The 17,618-nt window shown below is 74.5% G+C and carries 14 protein-coding genes and 1 pseudogene; 8 read left to right on the top strand and 7 right to left on the bottom strand.

The window, feature by feature from the left end:
• The first annotated feature begins 7 nt into the window (after positions 1–7).
• The 6 genes and pseudogenes from LWC33_RS03975 to LWC33_RS03945 all read left to right on the top strand — a co-directional run bounded on the left by LWC33_RS03975 (position 8) and on the right by LWC33_RS03945 (position 6,644).
• Positions 8–262 (top strand): hypothetical protein, encoded by a 255-nt coding sequence (locus LWC33_RS03975; RefSeq protein ID WP_156067560.1) that lies wholly within the window; start codon positions 8–10, stop codon positions 260–262.
• Positions 263–275: 13 nt separating this feature from the next.
• The gene (locus LWC33_RS03970; RefSeq protein WP_233302821.1) at positions 276–1,652 is read left to right on the top strand and encodes a diacylglycerol/lipid kinase family protein; all 1,377 of its coding nucleotides are present in this window, start codon (positions 276–278) and stop codon (positions 1,650–1,652) included.
• A gap of 243 nt (positions 1,653–1,895) precedes the next feature.
• A complete protein-coding gene (locus LWC33_RS03965) occupies positions 1,896–4,445 on the top strand; it encodes a LuxR C-terminal-related transcriptional regulator (protein WP_233302820.1) in 2,550 nt (849 codons plus the stop codon).
• Positions 4,446–4,545: 100 nt separating this feature from the next.
• On the top strand, positions 4,546–4,971 hold the full coding sequence (locus tag LWC33_RS03960; protein ID WP_233302819.1) for a DUF7144 family membrane protein: 426 nt from the start codon (positions 4,546–4,548) through the stop codon (positions 4,969–4,971).
• 5 nt (positions 4,972–4,976) lie between these two features.
• Positions 4,977–5,201: a LapA family protein gene (locus LWC33_RS03955; RefSeq protein ID WP_233302818.1), complete on the top strand. Its 225-nt coding sequence runs from the start codon at positions 4,977–4,979 to the stop codon at positions 5,199–5,201.
• A 7-nt stretch (positions 5,202–5,208) separates the two neighbouring features.
• A pseudogene (locus tag LWC33_RS03945) lies at positions 5,209–6,644 on the top strand (DUF2252 domain-containing protein).
• A 28-nt stretch (positions 6,645–6,672) separates the two neighbouring features.
• Here LWC33_RS03945 and LWC33_RS03940 read toward each other — a convergent pair.
• The 4 genes from LWC33_RS03940 to LWC33_RS03925 are packed head-to-tail and all read right to left on the bottom strand — an operon-like array spanning position 6,673 to position 11,310.
• Positions 6,673–7,668: an S-adenosylmethionine:tRNA ribosyltransferase-isomerase gene (locus tag LWC33_RS03940; RefSeq protein WP_233302815.1), complete on the bottom strand. Its 996-nt coding sequence runs from the start codon at positions 7,666–7,668 to the stop codon at positions 6,673–6,675.
• Positions 7,665–8,345: an SDR family NAD(P)-dependent oxidoreductase gene (locus LWC33_RS03935; protein WP_233302814.1), complete on the bottom strand. Its 681-nt coding sequence runs from the start codon at positions 8,343–8,345 to the stop codon at positions 7,665–7,667. Before LWC33_RS03935 ends, LWC33_RS03940 begins: the two co-directional genes overlap by 4 nt.
• Before the next feature lie 29 nt (positions 8,346–8,374).
• Positions 8,375–10,135 carry a hypothetical protein gene (locus LWC33_RS03930; RefSeq protein ID WP_233302813.1) on the bottom strand — a complete coding sequence of 587 codons (1,761 nt, stop codon included), beginning with the start codon at positions 10,133–10,135 and terminating at the stop codon, positions 8,375–8,377.
• A 17-nt stretch (positions 10,136–10,152) separates the two neighbouring features.
• Positions 10,153–11,310, bottom strand: coding sequence for an alpha-hydroxy-acid oxidizing protein (locus LWC33_RS03925; protein WP_233302812.1), 1,158 nt, complete (start codon positions 11,308–11,310; stop codon positions 10,153–10,155).
• A 155-nt stretch (positions 11,311–11,465) separates the two neighbouring features.
• Here LWC33_RS03925 and LWC33_RS03920 point away from each other — a divergent pair, with 155 nt between their 5' ends.
• On the top strand, positions 11,466–12,149 hold the full coding sequence (locus LWC33_RS03920; RefSeq protein WP_233302811.1) for a TetR/AcrR family transcriptional regulator: 684 nt from the start codon (positions 11,466–11,468) through the stop codon (positions 12,147–12,149).
• Positions 12,136–13,515 (top strand): 4-hydroxyphenylacetate 3-hydroxylase N-terminal domain-containing protein, encoded by a 1,380-nt coding sequence (locus tag LWC33_RS03915; RefSeq protein WP_233302810.1) that lies wholly within the window; start codon positions 12,136–12,138, stop codon positions 13,513–13,515. Before LWC33_RS03920 ends, LWC33_RS03915 begins: the two co-directional genes overlap by 14 nt.
• 380 nt (positions 13,516–13,895) lie before the next feature.
• On the opposite strand, the gene LWC33_RS03910 is transcribed toward LWC33_RS03915, so the two are convergent.
• Genes LWC33_RS03910 through LWC33_RS03900 form a run of 3 tightly spaced genes read right to left on the bottom strand, consistent with a single transcriptional unit; the run spans position 13,896 to position 16,725 of the window.
• Positions 13,896–14,408: an MSMEG_0572/Sll0783 family nitrogen starvation response protein gene (locus tag LWC33_RS03910; protein WP_233302809.1), complete on the bottom strand. Its 513-nt coding sequence runs from the start codon at positions 14,406–14,408 to the stop codon at positions 13,896–13,898.
• A gap of 50 nt (positions 14,409–14,458) precedes the next feature.
• Positions 14,459–15,307 (bottom strand): carbon-nitrogen hydrolase family protein, encoded by an 849-nt coding sequence (locus tag LWC33_RS03905; RefSeq protein ID WP_233302808.1) that lies wholly within the window; start codon positions 15,305–15,307, stop codon positions 14,459–14,461.
• A gap of 11 nt (positions 15,308–15,318) precedes the next feature.
• Positions 15,319–16,725 carry an MSMEG_0569 family flavin-dependent oxidoreductase gene (locus LWC33_RS03900; RefSeq protein ID WP_233302807.1) on the bottom strand — a complete coding sequence of 469 codons (1,407 nt, stop codon included), beginning with the start codon at positions 16,723–16,725 and terminating at the stop codon, positions 15,319–15,321.
• Positions 16,726–17,618: the final 893 nt, after the last annotated feature.

The raw sequence follows: 17,618 nt of genomic DNA, 5'->3' as shown, positions 1-17,618 counted from the left end.
GCTCGGCGTGGCCTCCCCACCACGGGCCCGGGCGTGGGCGTTCGAGGCCGTCCTGGCCGTGCTGTCGGACGACGTCAACGCCGAGCAGGGCACCGAACGGGCCCGCGCCGTCGCCGCGGCGGTGCTGGCCGAGGCCGGCGAACCCGGTCTCACGGAGACGGTGGTGGTCCTCTCCTCGACGCTCGCCGAGGCGCTGGAGCGGATCGCCGCCGAGCGCGGCCTGGTCGCGGCCGACCTGGCCGAGATCTGGTTCGTGGACTGACGGGAGGCCGGCCATGGTCGGGACGGCGGAGGGCGTGCGACCGGGCGTGCGACCGGGCATGGGGCGACGGGTCGCGGCGGCGGCCGCGCTGCTGGCCGCAATCGGCGCGATCGCCCTGGTGGTCGTGGCGCTGCTGCAGGAGCCGCTCCGGCTCGTCGCGGCCCCGGTGCTGGTCGGCGTTGCGGTCGCCGCCGGGTGGACCGCGCTCGTCCGGCGGGGGATCTGGCGGATCGCGGCCTGCGCGATCGCGCTGCTGGCGCTCGTCGGCGTGATCATGCTCGTGGTGACGGCCTCGGTGCTGCGTACCGCGGGCGTGGTCGTGCTCGTCCTGGTCGCGGCGAGCCTCGCCCGGGCCGCCCTCGGCCGCGATCTCGTGCCGGCGCCGTCGGGACTGAAGTCCGTCCCGGCGGCCGGGCACGGGGTGCTGCTGATGAACCCGCGCTCGGGCGGCGGGAAGGTCGGGAGGTTCGCGCTCGAGGAGGAGGCGCTGCGCCGCGGCGTCACCCCCGTCGTGCTGGAGCCGGGCGACGATCTGCGGGCGCTCGCCGAGGCGGCCGTCGCCGAGGGCGCCGACGTCCTCGGGATGGCCGGCGGCGACGGTTCCCAGGCCCTGGTCGCCGACGTCGCCCGGCACCACGATGTGCCGCTCGTCGTGGTGCCGGCCGGCACCCGCAACCACTTCGCGCTCGACCTCGGCCTGGACCGCGACGACGTCGTCGCCGCGCTCGACGCGTTCGGCCCGGCCCTGGAGCGGCGCATCGATCTGGCCGTGCTGGGCGACCGGGTGTTCGTCAACAACGCCTCGCTCGGCGTGTACGCCGGCGTCGTCCAGTCCGAGGGCTACCGCGACGCGAAGCTCGCGACCACCGCCCGGATGGCCCCCGACCTGCTCGGCCCCGGAGCGGAGGGCTCCCACCTGCGCTTCCGTGGTCCGGACGGCGACGACGGCGGCCCGACCGCCATGGTGCTGGTGTCCAACGGCGACTACCGGTTGGACCGGCTCGACGGCTTCGGCACCCGCGCGCGGCTCGACGGCGGGGTGCTCGGCGTCGTCACCGTGCGGGTGGAGAAGGGGCGTGACGTCACCGAGATGCTGGCGGCCCAGGCGACCGGCCGGCTGCGGTCCTTCCACGGCTACCGGCAGTGGAACGCGCCCGAGTTCGAGGTCGACTCCGACAAGCCCCTGGTCGAGGTGGGGGTCGACGGCGAGGCGCTGCGCCTGCCGCCCCCTCTGCGGTTCCGGGTGCTCCCCGGGGCGCTGCGGGTCCGGGTGCCCGTCGCGTCGCCGGGAGCCGCGCCGGCGGCGGTCGCGTCGGCCGGGCCAGGCGAGGCGATCGCGGGCCTGGTCCGGGTGCTGTGCGGGCAGCCGGCAGTGCGTCGGCAGGCATGAGCGAGCTAACCGGACGAAGCGCGCGGAACTGCGCCGTTCGGACCTGTTCTGCTCCTCCGCCGCAGGTCCCGACGGGGGACCTTCGGCCCGCCCGGCCAGGCCACACGCTCGACGCCGCGGCGGATGGGCTCGTCCAGCATGGACCGTTGTTGCCGGTCCAGCAGAGTGCCGGCGTGCGGGGGTGACTTCATGCAGCCTGTGCCCAGGTCGAAGATCCGTGTTCCCGTCCGTCCGGTGCAGCTGGTGCCACGGGTTGCCGTGTGCGCGGCGCTCGACCGGATCGTCGACGTGGGCCTGGTCCGCGGCCCGGCGGGTTTCGGCAAGACCTCGGCCGTGGCGGAGTGGGTGCGCACGAGCCCCGGCCCCGGGACGGCGTGGGTCCGGGTCGACGCCGAGGACGAGGACCCCGGCCGGCTCTGGTCGGCCGTCCTGGCCGCCCTGGCCCGGTGCCCCACGATCCCGCCGTCGAGCCGGCTCCGGGACCGGCACGGCTGGCCCGCGGCCGGTGGGCCGGAGTTCCTGGCCGCGCTGGCGGCCGCGCTCGACGTCCTGCCGCGGCCACCCCGCCTGGTGCTCGACGACGTCGGCGAGCTGACCGGCGCCGCGAGCCTGCACGGGCTGCGCACCTTCCTCCGGGACCGCCGGCCCGACCTGGTCGTGGTGCTGTGCGGCCGGGGTGAGCCCCCGCTCGGCCTCGCCCGGCTGCGGGTGGCCCGCCGGGTGCGCGAGATCGGCCCGGACCTGCTGCGCTTCACCCCGGGTGAGGCCGAGGAGCTGCTGCGTGCCGCCGCGCCCTCGCTCGGTCCGGCCGAGGTCACCGTGCTGCACGCCCGCACGGCGGGCTGGCCGGCCGCCCTCGGGTTGGCCGCCGCGGCGTGCTCCGACCTGGCGGACCCCCGCGCCGCGCTGGGCTTCTCCGGCGAGCACCCGCTGGTCGCCGACTACCTGGAGGGGGAGGCGCTCGCCGAGCTCGACGAGGCCGAGCTCGACGTGCTTCGCCGGGTCGGCGTGGTCAACCCGGTGCCGACCGCGCTCGCCGCCGTGCTCTCCGGGCGGGCCGACGCCGGCGGCGTGCTCGACGCCGTCGAGCAGCGGACGGGCCTGGTCCGCGCGGAGGGTCTGGGCCGGGAGGTCCACCAGGTGGAGCCGCTGCTGCGCGACCACCTGTTCGGGGAGCTGCGCCGGCAAGCGGCGGGAGCACCGGCGCGGCTCGAGGCGGCGACGGCGCGCTGGTACGCGGCCGCCGGGCGGCCCGACGTCGCGGCCGAGCACGCCGCCCGCAGCGGGGACGCGCTCGTCGCCGCGGAGATCCTGCGCGACGCCGGCCCCGCGCTGCTGCTCTCGGGGCGGCACCGCCCGCTGCGCCGGGCCCTGGACACCGTCGGCGAGGTCGCGCTCGCCCGCGAACCGGGGCTCGCCGCGCTCGCCGCGCTCGCCCGCACGGCCGCGGGAGGGCCGCCCGCCACGCACCCGCCCCGGTGGCCCGAGGACCCCCCTCCCGAGCTGGCGGTGCTGCGCGCCGCCGCGGAGGAGTTCGGCGCGGTGCCCACCGGTCCGCACCGGCGCGACCCGGAGGACCTGCCGCACCAGCCGGGGCCGCGGGCGCTGGGCCTGCTCGCCCGGGCCCTCGGAGCGGTCCGGGTGGGCGCCCCGGGCGCTGCGCGGCCGCTGCTGGTCGAGGCGCTCGAGCTCGCCGACCGGCACGCGTTCGTGCACCTCGCGGTGCAGACCCTGGCCCTACGGGCGGTCGCGGCCGCCCTCGAGGGCGACGCGGCCGAGGTGCGGCACACGGGGGAGGCTGCGCTGGCCCGTGCGGAGCGCACGGGGCTGCGGCACTCGGCCTGGGCGGCCGCCGCCGCGGCCGTCCTCGCCCACGCGGCGCTGTTGCGCGTCGAGCCCGGCGACGCCGTGCGGTTGGCCGAGGCCGGGCTGGGCGGTCTCGACCAGCAGGGCCACGCCCCCGCCGAACTGCGGTTCGGCCTGGCCGTGATCCGCGCGGCGGCCGACGTCGACGGCGCGGGCGAGGCCCGCGGGGACCGCGCCCGCGGCCTGGACCGGCTGCAGCACGCCCGCGCGGAGCTGGGCGACGTGCCGGTGGATCCGCACGTCGTGGCCGTCGCGGCGGTGCTGGAGCACCGGGCGGCCCTCGACCTCGGGCACCCGACGGCGGCACGCAGTGTGCACGGCTGGCTGGTCCAGCGCGTCGGGGAGACCGCGGAGAGTGCCCTGCTGCGGGCGTGGACCGACCTCGCCGCGGGCCGCGACGACCGCGCCCGAGCCGCTGTGCACCGGGCGCTCGTGGAGTGCGGCACGCCGCTGCTCGGGGTGACCGAGGTGGAGGCGTGGCTGGTCGAGGCGACCCTCGCGGCCCAGGCGGGGCAACGGGCCGCGGCCCGCGAGGCGCTGGAACATGCCCTGGCGCTGGCCGAGCCACTCGGGGCGCTGCGCCCGTTCGCGGGTGCGGGGGCCGAGGTGCGGCGGCTGCTGGTGCAGCTGCACGGCGGCCCCGGCGCGGCCGGCTCGTTCGCCGGCGCCGCGCTGGCGGTCTCCGCGACCACCGGGTCCCCGGCGGCGGCGCTCAGCGAGCGGGAGCGGGCGGTCCTGGCGCTGCTGCCCTCCCTGTTGTCGCTGGAGGAGATCGGCGCGGACCTGTCGGTCTCGGTGAACACCGTCAAGACCCACGTCCGCTCCATCTACGGGAAGCTCGGCGTGAGCAGCCGCCGGACCGCGGTGCTCGCCGGCTACGAGCGCGGGCTGATCGCGTCGGGCGCCGCGCTCGCCCCCCGGAACTGAGGCCCGCGCGGGACCACGAAGTCACACGCGGCGGGCGAGGTGCACCGTGTGCGTGGACCCGATCGTGGTCGGACACAGCGCTCGAGGGAGGAGCAACACCATGAGCGACACGACCCATCCGCCCACGACGGGAACCACCAGGAGCACCGCCGCGGCCTGGTCGACCGGATTCGCGATGTTCGCGGGTGCGGTACTGATCGTGGTCGGCATCTGCCAGGCGTTGAGCGGTATCTCGGCGCTGTTCCGCGACCAGGTCTACGTGGCCACGCCGAACTACATCTACTCGTTCGACGTCACGACCTGGGGCTGGGTCCACCTCATCCTCGGTGTCGCGCTGGCGCTCACGGGTCTCGGCGTGATCCAGGGACAGACCTGGGCCCGCGTCGTCGGCATCGTGCTGGCCGCGCTGAGCATCATCGCCAACTTCATGTTCATCCCGCACTACCCGATCTGGTCGATCGTCATCATCGCCCTCGACGTCGCCGTGATCTGGGCCCTGGTCCGGGAGCAGCGCGAGCTGGCCTGACCGGGATGACGACGCAGCGGCCCACGGGCCGCGGCCGCCGCCGGATCACCGCACGAGCGGTCGTCGCCCTGGTGGTGGCGGTCCTCGCCCTGGTGTTCGTGCTGCAGAACCGCGATCCGGTGGGCGTGTACCTGCTCACCCTGACCCTCAGCGCACCGTTGTGGTTGCTGTTGGTCGTCATGATCGCGGTCGGGTTGCTCATCGGCGTCGTCCTGACCCGTCGGAAGTGAGGGGGAGATGACCACGACCGCGGCGCCGGCGACCCCGCGTCCGCCCGTGCTCGACCCGGCCGAGAGCACCGAGCTCGGCCGGGCGGCGCGGACGACCGCGCCCCGCGCGTCCCATGCGGAGCTGCCGGCGCGCAGCGGCCCGGGGGCGCTGAAGATCCTGGCCGCCCAGGACGTCGGCCGGGTGCAGGACCTGTTGCCGATCCGGTACGCCCGGATGGCCCTGTCGCCCTTCACGTTCCTGCGCGGCTCGGCGGCGGTGATGACCGCCGACCTCGCCGGCGGTCCGGTCAGCGGCATCGACGTGCAGCTCTGCGGCGACGCCCACCTGGCCAACTTCGGATTCTTCGCCTCGCCGGAGCGCCGGCTGATCTTCGACGTCAACGACTTCGACGAGACCCTGCCGGGCCCGTGGGAGTGGGACGTCAAGCGGCTGGCGGCCAGCGTCGAGGTCGCCGGGCGGGACCGCGGCTTCCGCCCCCGCGAGCGGCGGGCGCCGTGGAGGCGGGCGTGCGCGCCTACCGGCAGGAGATGCGCCGCTACGCCGCGATGACGCACCTGGAGGTCTGGTACTCGCTCCTCGAGACGGAAGATCTGTGGCAGCAGTACGAGCACCGCGTCGCCCCACGTCGCCGGGCACGCATGGAACGGGACCTCGCCAAGGCGCGCTCCCGGGACAACCTGGGCGCGCTGACCCGGTTCACGACCATGGTCGACGGGAGGCCGCAGATCGTCCCGGCGCCCCCGATCGTGACGCCGGTCCGCGATCTCTACCCGGAGGAGGTGGAGCGCCGGGGCATCGAGGACGGCATCAGCGAGATCCTCGCCGGCTACCGGGAGACCCTCCCGCCGGACCGGAGGGTGCTGTTCGACCGGTACCGGCCCGTCGACATCGCCCAGAAGGTGGTCGGTGTCGGGAGCGTCGGCACCCGCTGCTGGATGATCCTCTTCCTCGGCCGCGACGACCGTGATCCCCTGTTCCTGCAGGCCAAGGAGGCCGGGCCGTCGGCACTGGAGTCGGTGCTGCGGCCGGCGACGCAGGCGACCGCGGGCCAGCGGGTCGTCGAGGGGCAGCGGTTGATGCAGGCCGCCGGCGACATCTTCCTCGGCTGGCAGCGCACGACCGGGCTCGACGGCCAGGTGCGGGACTTCTACCTGCGCCAGCTGCGCGACTGGAAGGGGTCGGTCGAGGTCGACGAGCTGCGCCCGGAGGGCATGGCGCTCTACTCCGAGATCTGCGGACGCACCCTCGCCCGCGCCCACGCCCGCAGCGGCGACCGGATCGCGATCGCCGCCTACCTCGGCTCGTCGGCCGCCTTCGACCGTGCGGTCGGGGACTTCGCCCGTGCCTACGCCGACCGCAGCGAGTCCGACCACGCGGCGCTGCAGGAGGCGATCGACGCGGGCCGGGTGGTCGCCGACGACCCGAGCGCGGAGGGCGGGTGAGCACGACTGGGCCGAGCACGCCCGGCCGTCACGGCAGGAGCAGGCAGGAGTCGCCGAACTCGTGCCAGCGGTAGCCCTCGTCGAGCGCGGCCGCGTAGGCCCGCTCGACGAGCCGCCGCCCGGCCACCGCGCGGAGCAGGAGCAGGTGCGAGGCCTCCGGCTCGTGCCAGCCGGTGACCAGCCCGTCGACGACGCGGGCCGGTCGGTCCGGGCCGAGGACCAGCTCGGTCGTGCCCTCGCCGGCCCGGACGGTGCCGTCGGGCGCCGCCACCGTCTCGAGCGCCCGGGTGACCGTGGTCCCCACCGCGACGACCCGGTGCCCGGCCGCGCGGGTCGCCGTCACGGCCTCCGCCGTGGCGGGCGGGACGCGGTAGCGCTCGGGCAGCGGGGTCTCGCCGGCCTCGAGCGACGACACCCCGGTGTGCAGCACCAGCTCGGCGACGCCGACCCCGCGCGTCCGCAGCCCGTCGAGCACCGCGGGGGTGAACGGGCGGCCCGCGCTCGGCATCTCGGCGCTGCCGAACCGCCCGTCCGGGCGGGCGAAGACGGTGCGGTACTCGGCGAGGGAGGGCCGTCCGTGCAGGTAGGAGTAGGTGATCGGGCGCCCGGCGGCGGCGAGGTACCGGCGCAGCCCGCCCTCCACCGCGATCCGTACCCGCCAGATGCGCGGGCCGCCGGAGATCAGCGTCGCGCCGACCCCGCACGGCAGCCGGACGGTCTCGCCGGCCCGGCCGTCGATGATCCGGTGCCCGTCCGGCGTCCGCAGCTCGACCACCCAGGTGTCGGCCGCGGCCGGCCCGGACACGTGCAGGACGACCGGCCGGCCGGCGTGGGTGCCGTCGAGGGCCGCCGGTTCGGTGTCGGAGGTGTTCACGACGAGCAGGTCCCCGGGCTCCAGCGCCGAAGGCAGGTCGGTGAACCGGCGGTGCCGCAGCGGCCGCCGCGCGCGGGCCACCATGAGCCGCACCCCGTCGCGGACCGGCGGGGGCGCGGTGGCCACCAGCCCCGGTGGCACCGGCCTCACGGGGTGACCGCCAGGCCGGCCGCGGTGTAGCGGCCCGAGGCCGGCCGGTCGGCGAGCAGCCGCAGCAGCGCCGGCACGACGGTCCCCGGCTCGGGCCGGTCCGAGATGTCCTCGCCGGGGAAGGCCCGCTGGTGCATCGCGGTGCGCATGTCCCCGGGATCGAAGGCGTACACGCGCAGGCCCGGCTCCTCCACCCCGAGCACCGCGGCCAGGTGGTCGAGCGCGGCCTTCGCCGCCCCGTAGCCGCCCCAGCCCTCGTAGGCCTCGACGGCGGCGTCGGAGCTGAGCGTGACGACGGTGCCGGCCGCCGCGCGCAGTGCCGGCAGGGTCTCCCGGGTGAGGCCCAGCGGCGCCAGGACGGTGGTCTCCAGGACGCCGCGCAGGGCGTCGAGCGGGTAGTCGGCCAGCCGGGGCAGGGGTGAGGGCCCGAGCTCGCCGGCGTTGTGCACCAGCAGGTCCAGCCGGTCCCCGGCCGCCGCCGCGAGCTCGGCGCGGAAGGCGGGGTCGGTGACGTCGCCGGGAAGCGCGACGACGCCGGGCACCCCGGCGAGCGCGCTCCGCAGGCGTCCGGCATCCCGGCCGCAGGCCACCACGGTGGTCCCGCGCCGGGCGAGGGCGACGGTGAGGGCGAGCCCGAAGCCCTGCCCCGCACCGGTGACGATCGCGGTCGATGTCATGCCGACCACCGTGCGACCTGAAGCTCGGTTCAGGTCAAGAACTCGTCGTCGGCCCAGTTCCGCCAGGTGTCCCGGGCCTCGACGATGTCGGCACGCCGGCGCGACACGAGGTAGTCCGGCGAACCGAGCTTCGGCCCCGCCCCGGGACGCGGTTCGAGCCCGAGTGCGCGGAGGTAGACCCGGCCCCGCTGCGAGAAGCTGCCGCCCGGGGCGCCGAAGTGCGCGGCCAGGTCCTTGACCATCAGCACGCCGCGGCCGCCGACGAGGTCGTTGGCCCGGCCCACGAGCCAACAGACGGTCCCGGCCGAGATGTCCGACCGGGACGTCCGGCGGAACACCACGGGATCGGCAGCCGCGATCCTGCTGAGCAGTCGCCGGCACGCCGTCCGCATCTCGACGGCGTCGGCGCCGTCGAACAGGACCTGGCAGCCGGAGTCGACCAGCGCGAGCACCTCGCCCACCCGCGGCCGGACGTCCTCGGGGACCCCGGTCCAGTCGAACGGCTCGTCGGGCAACGGATCGCTGGAGAGGGCGTCCAGCACGTCACGCCCGCCGACGGCACGCGCGAGGTCGTCCAGCCCCCACTCCGGGTCCGGCGGGTCGAGCAGCCCGACCGCCTCCAGCAGTGCCTCCGGTCCCTGCCTGCGCTCGGAGCGGATCAGCCGCCGGTACTCGGGCTCGAGGTCGTCGACCACCTCCAGGGTGTCCGTCGTGTGCACGGACCTGATCCCGCGCTCCGCGTGGCAGTAGCGGACGAAGGCGCGCAGCAGGTCGGGCAGCAGGTCGAGGAACGGCACGTCGGCGACGATCTTCCGGGGCACCCAGTCGAGCAGCAGGATCTCGACGTTGACGGGGCTCCACCGCAGCGGGTCGGCCGTGCCGTAGCCGGACCCGAACCACAGCAGCGACTCCAGGAGGTCCCGGTGCTCGGGATCGTCGAACCCCGTGCCGTGTGGTGACCGCAAGAAGCGTTCGGTCAGGTCCGCGAGCTCGGCCTCGGTCCACTCGGGGAACTCGTGGGCGCGCCCGCCCGACGGCAGCATCCCGGTGACCCAGCTGACCAGTGCGCGACAGGCCGGCCAGGTCTCGCTCTCGAACGGCGGATAGGTGATCGCGGCGTGCTCCGCCGCCTCGGTGATCCGGGCGCGCGCGTCGGCGGGGTCGAGGTCGCGCACCTCGGTGTCGGGGTCGTCGGCGATCGCGCTCAGCGTCCCGAGGACCTCGTCGGCCGGGGCCGGCAGCACGAAGGCGTCCTTGACCAGCGTGCCGACGTTGTGGTCGACGTAGACCACGGTGGTGAACGCGGTGCCGTCGGGGAGCAGCACGCCCAGCACGATGTTCTCGCCGTCGCCGAGCACGTGGGCCACCTCGTGGACCGAGGTCACGGCGGTCCGGCCGAGGTCGGCCAGCCAGTTCGGCAGCGCGTCGGCCCGCGTCCCGATCACGTGGTGGGCCCGGCGCCGGAACAGCTCGTCGTCGGAGAAGGCGGCGAGCACGGCGAGCAGGGCCGACGTCTCCCGCAGGTCGGCGGCGAGGAAGGACTCGACGAGGTCGTCGAGCCCGACGAGGTCGGCCGGCGGCTCGGGCCCGAAGGGGTGGCGGGGCGGCTCGAGCACCGCCAGCATCCCGCTGACCAGCTCGAGCAGCGAGAGCGGGTGCTCCCCGAGCGCCGTGGCCACGCGGTCGACGAGGTCGGGTTCGCGGGCCCGCTCCCGGCGCCGTTCCCGGCGACGGGTCCGGGTGTGCCCGGCCTTCTTCGGGGGCCTGCGTCCGCGGGGGCGCTTGGACATGCCCCGCAGCGTAGGGGTCAGTCCACGCGGCGCACCCCCGCCGCGCGGAGCCGGGCGAGGTCGGGATAGCCGTCGACGGCCATCAGCAGGTCCGCCTCGGCGAGGAAGGAGCGCAGGTGGTGAACCACGCCCTCCTCGCCGCCGACCGCCAGGGCGTAGACGTGCGGGCGGCCGGTGCCGACGGCCGCCGCCCCCATCGCGAGCGCCGTGACCATGTCGGAGCCGCTGCGCACCCCGGAGTCGAAGAGGACCGGGGTGTCCCCGGCCGCCTCGACGACCTCGGGCAGGCTCTGCAAAGCGGGCAGGCCGCCGTTGGCCTGCCGGCCGCCGTGGTTCGAGCAGTAGATGCCGTCGACGCCGTGGTCCTTGGCCTTGCGCACGTCCTCGGGGTGGCAGATGCCCTTGAGGACGATCGGCAGCGACGTCGCCTCCCGCATCCAGGCCAGGTCCTCCCAGCGCATCGAGAAGCCGAACGTTTGCGCGAACAGCCCGACGACCTCGGCAGGGTCGGAGCTCGTGAGGCGCTTCCGGAAGTGCTCGTCGGAGGTGTAGTTGGCCAGGCAGTAGCCCCGCAGCTGCGGGAAGTTCGCGGTGTTGAGATCCCGCGGGCGCCAGCCCGTGACCCAGGTGTCGAGGGTGACGACGAGGGCCGTGAACCCGGCCCGCTCGGCCCGCTGGATGAAGCTCACGGCCAGGTCGCGGTCGTTGGGCGGGTAGAGCTGGAAGAAGCCCGGGGTGTCGCCGAGCGCCGCCGCGACCTCCTCCATCGGGTCCTGCGAGAGCGTCGAGGCGATCATCGGGACGCCCGTGCGTGCGGCGGCGCGGGCCGTCGCCAGGTCGCCGTGCAGGTCCTGCGCACAGAGGCCGAGCACGCCGATCGGGCAGAGGAAGAGCGGGTGCGGCAGGTCGATGCCGAACAAGCGGGTGGAGAGGTCGCGCTCGTGTGCGCCCTCCATCATCCGCGGCACCAGGCCCCACTTCTCGAAGGCGCCGACGTTGGCCCGCTGCGTCCGTTCGTCGCCTGCCCCGCCCGCGACGTAGGAGAGCACCCACGGCGGCAGCGCCTCGGCGGCCCGCCGCTCCATCCCCGCGAAGTCGACCGGGAAGCGGGGCAGCAGCCCCTTCGTGCCGGCCAGGTAGATCTCCAGCTGGTAGTCGCCGTAGCGCGGTGACATCCGTGTCCCTCCTGATCACGCGGGGTCCCGTCGGGACACTAGCCCCGGCCGGCGCCCAAACGATCGGTCGAACATTGCCAACCGAACGATTGACCAGGAGCGGATCCCCAGCTAGCGTCGTCGTTCGTCGGACCGCCGAGTCGCAGGAGACGCTGGTGCCGGAGAGTGGGATCGCGCGGTCCGTGCCGCCGCACCGTCGGGCGGTGGCGCCCAAGGCGCGCGAGCGCGACCTCGGCCCGTCGCGCTACGAGCAGATCGTCGACGCCGCGGCGGAGCTGTTCCGGCGCAAGGGCTACGCGGGCACCAGCATCAGCGAGATCGCCGAGGCCGCCGGCATGCTCAAGGGCAGCCTCTACCACTACATCCACACCAAGGAGGACCTCCTCCACGCGATCGTCGAGGAGGCACACCTCAACACCGCCGCGCTCGGCGAGGAGCTGCTCGCCTCGGGCGAACCGGCCGTCGACAAGCTGCGGCTGGCGATCGAGCGGCACCTGCGCGGCACCGAGAAGAACCTGATCAAGATCAGGGTGTTCAACGCCGAGTTCTCCGGGCTGCCCGCCGAGCGGTTCGCCGAGATCATCGCGCGCCGGGACACCTACGAGCGCTCGATCCGCGAGATCGTGCGGCAGGGGCAGCGGGAGGGCGCCTTCGCCGCGCACCTCGACCCGCGCCTCACCGCGGCGTCGATCCTCGCGACCCTCAACTCCGTCCAGGCGTGGTTCCGCCCCGACGGCGACCTGTCCATGACCGAGATCATCGACGGCTTCACCGACCTGCTGCTGCGCAGCGTCGGTGTGGAGACGCACCCCGAGAGGACCGCGCATGAAGACCGGTGAGCAGTACCTGGCCTCCCTCGACGACGGCCGCAAGGTCTGGTTCGAGGGCGAGCTGGTCGAGAGCATCGCCGACCACCCGATCCTCGGGCAGAGCGTGAAGCTCATCGCCGAGGGCTACGACAAGGTCTACGACCCGACCGGCGACCACAGCCCGTTCTCCGACGTCCCGACGGACGCGCAGGGCCTGCGCGAGCACATCGACTTCGTGCACGACATGGGCATGCTCGCGCACGTCACCTACACCTCGATCATGACGCTGCTGACCGCCGCGGGCCGGATCATGGACTCCTGCCCGGAGGAGGTCGAGCGGATCAACGCGTTCGTCGAGCGCGCCCGGGCCGAGGACATCCGGATCACGCAGTGCATCACGGACGCGAAGGGGCACCGCAAGGTCCGCCCGGGTCAGCAGGAGGACCCCGACTCGTACGTGCACGTGGTCGAGCGCCGGGACGACGGCGTGGTCGTCCGCGGGGCCAAGCTGCACATCACCGCCGCCTCGCTCGGCCACGAGCTCATGGTCATCCCGACCAAGGGCATGAAGCCGGGGGAGGAGGACTACGCGATCGCCTGCATGATCCCGGTCAACGCGCCGGGCGTGAAGATCGTCGACGTCAGCTACGCCCCGCGGCACGCCGACAGCGGCACCTTCCCGGTCTCGGGCCCGGTGTCCTACCCCGAGTCGTTCGTGATCCTGGACGACGTGTTCGTCCCCACCGAGCGCATCTTCCTCGACGGACAGACCAAGTACGCCACCGTGTTCGCGCACTCGCTCGGCCTGTGGGAGCGGCTGGGCGGACTGTCCTCGATGGCGGACGGCGCGGACGTGCTGGTCGGGCTGGCCCAGCTGATCGCGCAGGCGAACGGCACCGAGTCGGTGGCGCACGTCCGGGACAAGATCGACGACATGATCATCCAGGCGACGCTGATCCGGGCCTCGCTCGAGGCGGCGATCACCCACTGCCACGTGGGCGACAACGGCGCGGCGTTCCCCGACGAGCTGTACACCAACGCGGGCAAGTACTACGCGGCGTCGCACTACGACCGGCTCGTGCAGAGCCTGCACGACATCGCCGGCGGCTCGATCGTCACCGCGCCCTCGCTCGCGGACCTGCAGAACCCCGAGATCGGGCCCGCGGTGCGCAAGTACATGCAGGGCAACCCGGAGTTCGACGGCGAGACGCGGCTGCGGCTGTTCCACGTGATCCGCGACCTCACCGCCGACACCTACGGCGGCTGGCGGCTGGTCACCAACATCCAGGCCGGCGGGGGGCTCTACGCGCAGAAGATCGTGACGCGGAAGTGGTACCCGATGGAGTCCGCCGTCGCGAAGGCGAAGGAGCTGGTCGGGGTGCCGTTCGCGCCCTGACCGCGACCGGTCGGCCCTACCGCGGCGACGGGGGGGCGCCCTAACCTGCGCGGATGCTGGCAGACGCCGATGCTCGGCCGTGGGCGCCTGGACCACGTCGGGCTGCAGGCGGCGTCGCTCGAGGCGTTCGAGGAGATCCGGCGCCGCCTGCTCGCCCGCGGGGCCTGCGCGAGTTCGTCACCGACTTCGGCCCCGTGCTCAGCCTGTTCTTCCGGGACCCGGACGGGCTGGAGGCCGAGGTCCTGGTGCCGAACCCCGGCGCGGAGCAGGGCCGGCACAACCCGCCCGGCACCCCGGCCGCCCGTTACGTGCGCCGACGTCCGTGCCCGTGCGCGGCACAGGGTGCTCGGAGCACCACGTGCCGCGCACGAGCGGCGCAGTCAGAGCTGGTAGGTGGAGTTGATGATCGCGCCCTTGCGGGCGTAGTGGATCAGCGCGTCCTGCACGTCGAGCGGGTGCGTCGGGATCACGCCCTCGATCAGGTCCTCCTCGCGGGCGCCGTGCAGCGAGAGCCCGAACCGGCAGCAGTAGACCTTGCCGCCCTCCTGGATGAAGGTCCGGAGCGAGTTGTTGATGTTGTGCTCGCCCGGGAACGCCGAGTTGCCGGTGGTCGGGAACCCGCGCGTGGCCAGGCAGTTCAGTGAGCCGGGCCCGTAGAAGTAGATCGCGGACTCGAAGCCCTTCCGCAGCGCCCGGGTGGCCTGCAGGATCGCCACGAAGCTCACCGAGGACTCGTGCGCGATGCCGTGGACCAGGGTGAAGTAGGTCTCGCCGTTCTCCGCCTGGTAGTCGGGGAAGACCTTGGTGCCGCCGTAGATCGACGACCCCTCCGGCATCGACGGGTGCGGGATCTCCTCGAGGCTCTGCTTCTCGAGGTCGGTCAGGTCGGCCATGTCATCTCTACTGTGGACGAGTGCTGTGGGCGGGTGGGGAGTGGTGGTGCTCAGACCGGCTGCAGCGCCGGCCTCGTCAGGGCCCCGTAGAGGTCGGGGCGGCGGTCGCGCAGGTTGTTCATGCCGGCGCGGTGGGCGTCGAGGTCGGCCTCGAGGTCGAAGTCCGCGGCCACCATCGCCGCGGACTGCCCGGTGGCGGCCACGACCTCGCCGCCGGGGTCGACGATCTTGGCGTTCGCGGCGAAGCGCAGCGAGCCGAACGTGCCGAACTGGTTCGACGCCACCCACACGACCTGGTTCTCCAGCGCGCGGGCGCGGTCGAACAGGTCGAAGCGCCGGGTCCAACGGTCCCGGGCGGGGTCGGGGTGCGGGTTCGTCGCGCTGACCGGCCAGGCGGACATCGAGACGATCACCCGGGCGCCGTCGAGCGCCAGGGCCCGGGCCGCCTCGGGGAAGCCCTTGTCCCAGCAGATCTGCATGCCGATCCGGCCGATCGGGGTGTCGAAGGCCTCGAGTCCGTCGCCGGCCGTGTAGGTCGCGTCTTCGCGCAGCGGCTGGTGGACCTTCCGGTAGGTGCCGAGCACCCCGTCGCCGGTCACGCAGACCGCCGCGTTGTACCGGCGGCCGTCCGCCGCCTCGCAGTAGCCGGCGGTGACGACGAGGTCCCCGGCCAGTGCGGCCAGGCGGGCGATCTCCGGGCCGTCGGCCGCGAAGGCCGGCGGCGGGGATGCCGATCCGCCCAGGTCGGACACGTAGCCGCCGAGCGCTGCCTCGGGCAGGGCGAGCAGCTGGGCACCCCGCTGCGTCGCCTCGTCGATCAGGCGGGCGATGCGGGCGAACCCGGCCTCGAGGTCCCGGTCGAAGGGGGCCGCTACGGTCGCGACGCGGGTCGTGGGCATGGCGGGGCTCCTCAGCTGGCCGACCGGGGGGCGACCCGGTCGGGATCGTCGGCGGGGTCGGACGGGAACGTGCTGGTGGGAGTGCCGGCGAGCCAGTGCAGGCCGTCGGCGGCGCGGCCGGCGCGACGGGTCTCGAGGATCCGGCCGACGACGTGCTCGGCGTCGTCGGCGACGCCCGAGAAGCGGCCCGATCCCCAGGTGTACTGCCAGGGCAGACCGATGAAGTAGAGGCCGGGCCGGCTGGTCACCCCGCGCCGATGCGTGGGGTGGCCGCGGCCGTCGAAGACCGGCAGCTCGATCCAGCGGTCGTCGCGACCGTAGCCGGTCGACCAGATGACGGTCGTGATGCCGGCGGCGGCGAGCGCGACCTCCTGTGGCTCGTCGGACTCCGGCGCCCACACCGGGGCCCTCCGTTCCTCGACCGGCGCGTCGATGCCGTGGGCGGCGATGTAGGCGTCGATCGAGTCCTTGATCCCTTCGGCGACGGCGTCCGCCCCGTCGAGGTTGGAGCGCAGGTCGCCGGCGAAGCGCAGCCGCCCGTCGGTGATCCCGGTCAGCCGCCCGTGCAGGTGCATGCCCTCGAGGGCGAACCGGCGCAGGTCGATGTCGCGTCCGCCGTCGCGGCCGGTGACGTAGTGGTTGGTCTTGTGCCGCACGGCCTCTGCGTCGGGGAACCGGTCGATGCCCTTGGTGTAGGTGCCCATCTCGGACAGCCAGGCGACGCAGTCGCGGCCGCGGTAGAAGCGGGCGACCCGCGGGGCCGTGCCGGTGGCGAGGTGGACGGTGCGGCCGGCCAGGTGCAGGTCCTCGGCGATCTGGCAGCCGGACTGCCCCGTGCCGACGACCAGGACCGCGCCCGCGGGCAGCTGCTCGGGGTTGCGGTACTGCGAGGAGTGCAGCCGGGTGACCTCGTCGGGGAGGCGCTCGGCCATCCGCGGCGTGCGCGGGACCTGGTAGGGGCCCGTCGCGACCACGACCTGGTCGGCCGTCACGGTGCCCCGGTCGGTGCCGACCCGGAAGGTGCCCCGGTCGGCCCGCAGCGACGTGGCGCGGACGCCCTCGACCAGCGGCGGATCGAAGGAGGCGACGAACTTCTCCAGGTACCCGGTGATCTCGTCGCGGACCATGAAGCCGTCGGGGTCCGGGCCGTTGTACGGGAACCCGGGGAGCCGGCACTGCCAGTTCGGCGTGACCAGGCAGAACGAGTCCCACCGCCGGTCCTCCCACTCGTGGCCCGCGGTCCGCGCCTCCAGCACGAGATGGTCGACGTCGTGGTGGACGAGCCAGCGGCTCACCGAGAGCCCGGCCTGTCCGCCGCCGACGACCACCACGGAGCGGTGCGTGCCGTCGAGGTCGGTCGTGCCCGGTGCGGGATCGGGGACGGCGCGCAGGTGGGCGGCCGGCTGCGACGGGGACATGGGGTGATCAGCTCCTGGGAAGCTCCGACGGCGGTGGGGTCCGAGCCGGACCGTGACCGGCTCGGGGACCAGTTCACGGCGGAGCCGTTGCCGGGAGGTGTCATCCGGAACGCAGCTGCGTTTCCGGATCTTGCTCGTGTTTCGGGCCGGTGAGATCGGAGCGGTGCTCTCGACCTTTTCGGGTGCCTTCGCTGCCTCTTTTGCGGCCCAATGACGGAATAGCTTCCGCCCGCTTCCGGGCGGCGACAGGAGTGCCGCAGGTCTCACTGTGGTCTGCGCAATGTCGGAACCGATGGGCGCGGCGGGGCAGGGCGGGGCGAAATGGGGCCGCTGGGCAATGAGGCGGTGGGCCGAACAGAGCAGCGGGAGGGTGCTCGGAAAGGACGGGCCGCGCGACGAACTCGCGACCGGTGCTGGAACCCGGTCGGAGGATCGGCGGCGGCCCACCGTGCGCGCCGCCGTCGCGCGCCGTCGGGCGCATCGCCGGTCGTCGCGAATCGTCGAGCGTCGGGAGGTGCGGGTCGCGTACGCGGGCCGGCTGTGTCCTCAGGGCGGGGTGGACCGCCCGGTCGTGCGCGGCGCCGGCGCCGCAGCCGCCGTCGCGGAGATCCACCGCCCCTCCGCGTGGCCCGTGCTCCAGTGCGACCGGTCGGACCAACCCGGTCCCGTCGCCTCGCACCGCGGCCCGGCTCCCCCTATCGTGCGCACGGAATGCCGGGCGTGGCGAGGGTCATGCTCCGTGACGGGTCGTGGCGGACCGCGACGGCGCGTAGGGCCGGCCCCGCGACGGGCGCCCGCGGAGCCCGGCGCGAAATCCGCGATGCACCTGCGGAAACGGCGACGACCATTCGGCGTCCGAGGCGGTGCCCACATTTTCGAGGCGATAAACGATG

The sequence above is a fragment of the Pseudonocardia terrae genome (assembly GCF_021343995.1).
In the GTDB taxonomy this organism is placed as follows: Bacteria; Actinomycetota; Actinomycetes; order Mycobacteriales; family Pseudonocardiaceae; genus Pseudonocardia; species Pseudonocardia terrae.
This window is presented reverse-complemented; position numbering and strand designations above follow the sequence as displayed.

Coding starts and splice junctions, on each gene's coding strand:
- LWC33_RS03970 (WP_233302821.1), top strand. CDS start 276: ATGGTCGGGACGGCGGAGGGCGTGCGACCGGGCGTGCGACCGGGCATG.
- LWC33_RS03960 (WP_233302819.1), top strand. CDS start 4,546: ATGAGCGACACGACCCATCCGCCCACGACGGGAACCACCAGGAGCACC.
- LWC33_RS03955 (WP_233302818.1), top strand. CDS start 4,977: ATGACGACGCAGCGGCCCACGGGCCGCGGCCGCCGCCGGATCACCGCA.
- LWC33_RS03935 (WP_233302814.1), bottom strand. CDS start 8,345: ATGACATCGACCGCGATCGTCACCGGTGCGGGGCAGGGCTTCGGGCTC.
- LWC33_RS03930 (WP_233302813.1), bottom strand. CDS start 10,135: ATGTCCAAGCGCCCCCGCGGACGCAGGCCCCCGAAGAAGGCCGGGCAC.
- LWC33_RS03925 (WP_233302812.1), bottom strand. CDS start 11,310: ATGTCACCGCGCTACGGCGACTACCAGCTGGAGATCTACCTGGCCGGC.
- LWC33_RS03915 (WP_233302810.1), top strand. CDS start 12,136: ATGAAGACCGGTGAGCAGTACCTGGCCTCCCTCGACGACGGCCGCAAG.
- LWC33_RS03910 (WP_233302809.1), bottom strand. CDS start 14,408: ATGGCCGACCTGACCGACCTCGAGAAGCAGAGCCTCGAGGAGATCCCG.
- LWC33_RS03905 (WP_233302808.1), bottom strand. CDS start 15,307: ATGCCCACGACCCGCGTCGCGACCGTAGCGGCCCCCTTCGACCGGGAC.
- LWC33_RS03900 (WP_233302807.1), bottom strand. CDS start 16,725: ATGTCCCCGTCGCAGCCGGCCGCCCACCTGCGCGCCGTCCCCGATCCC.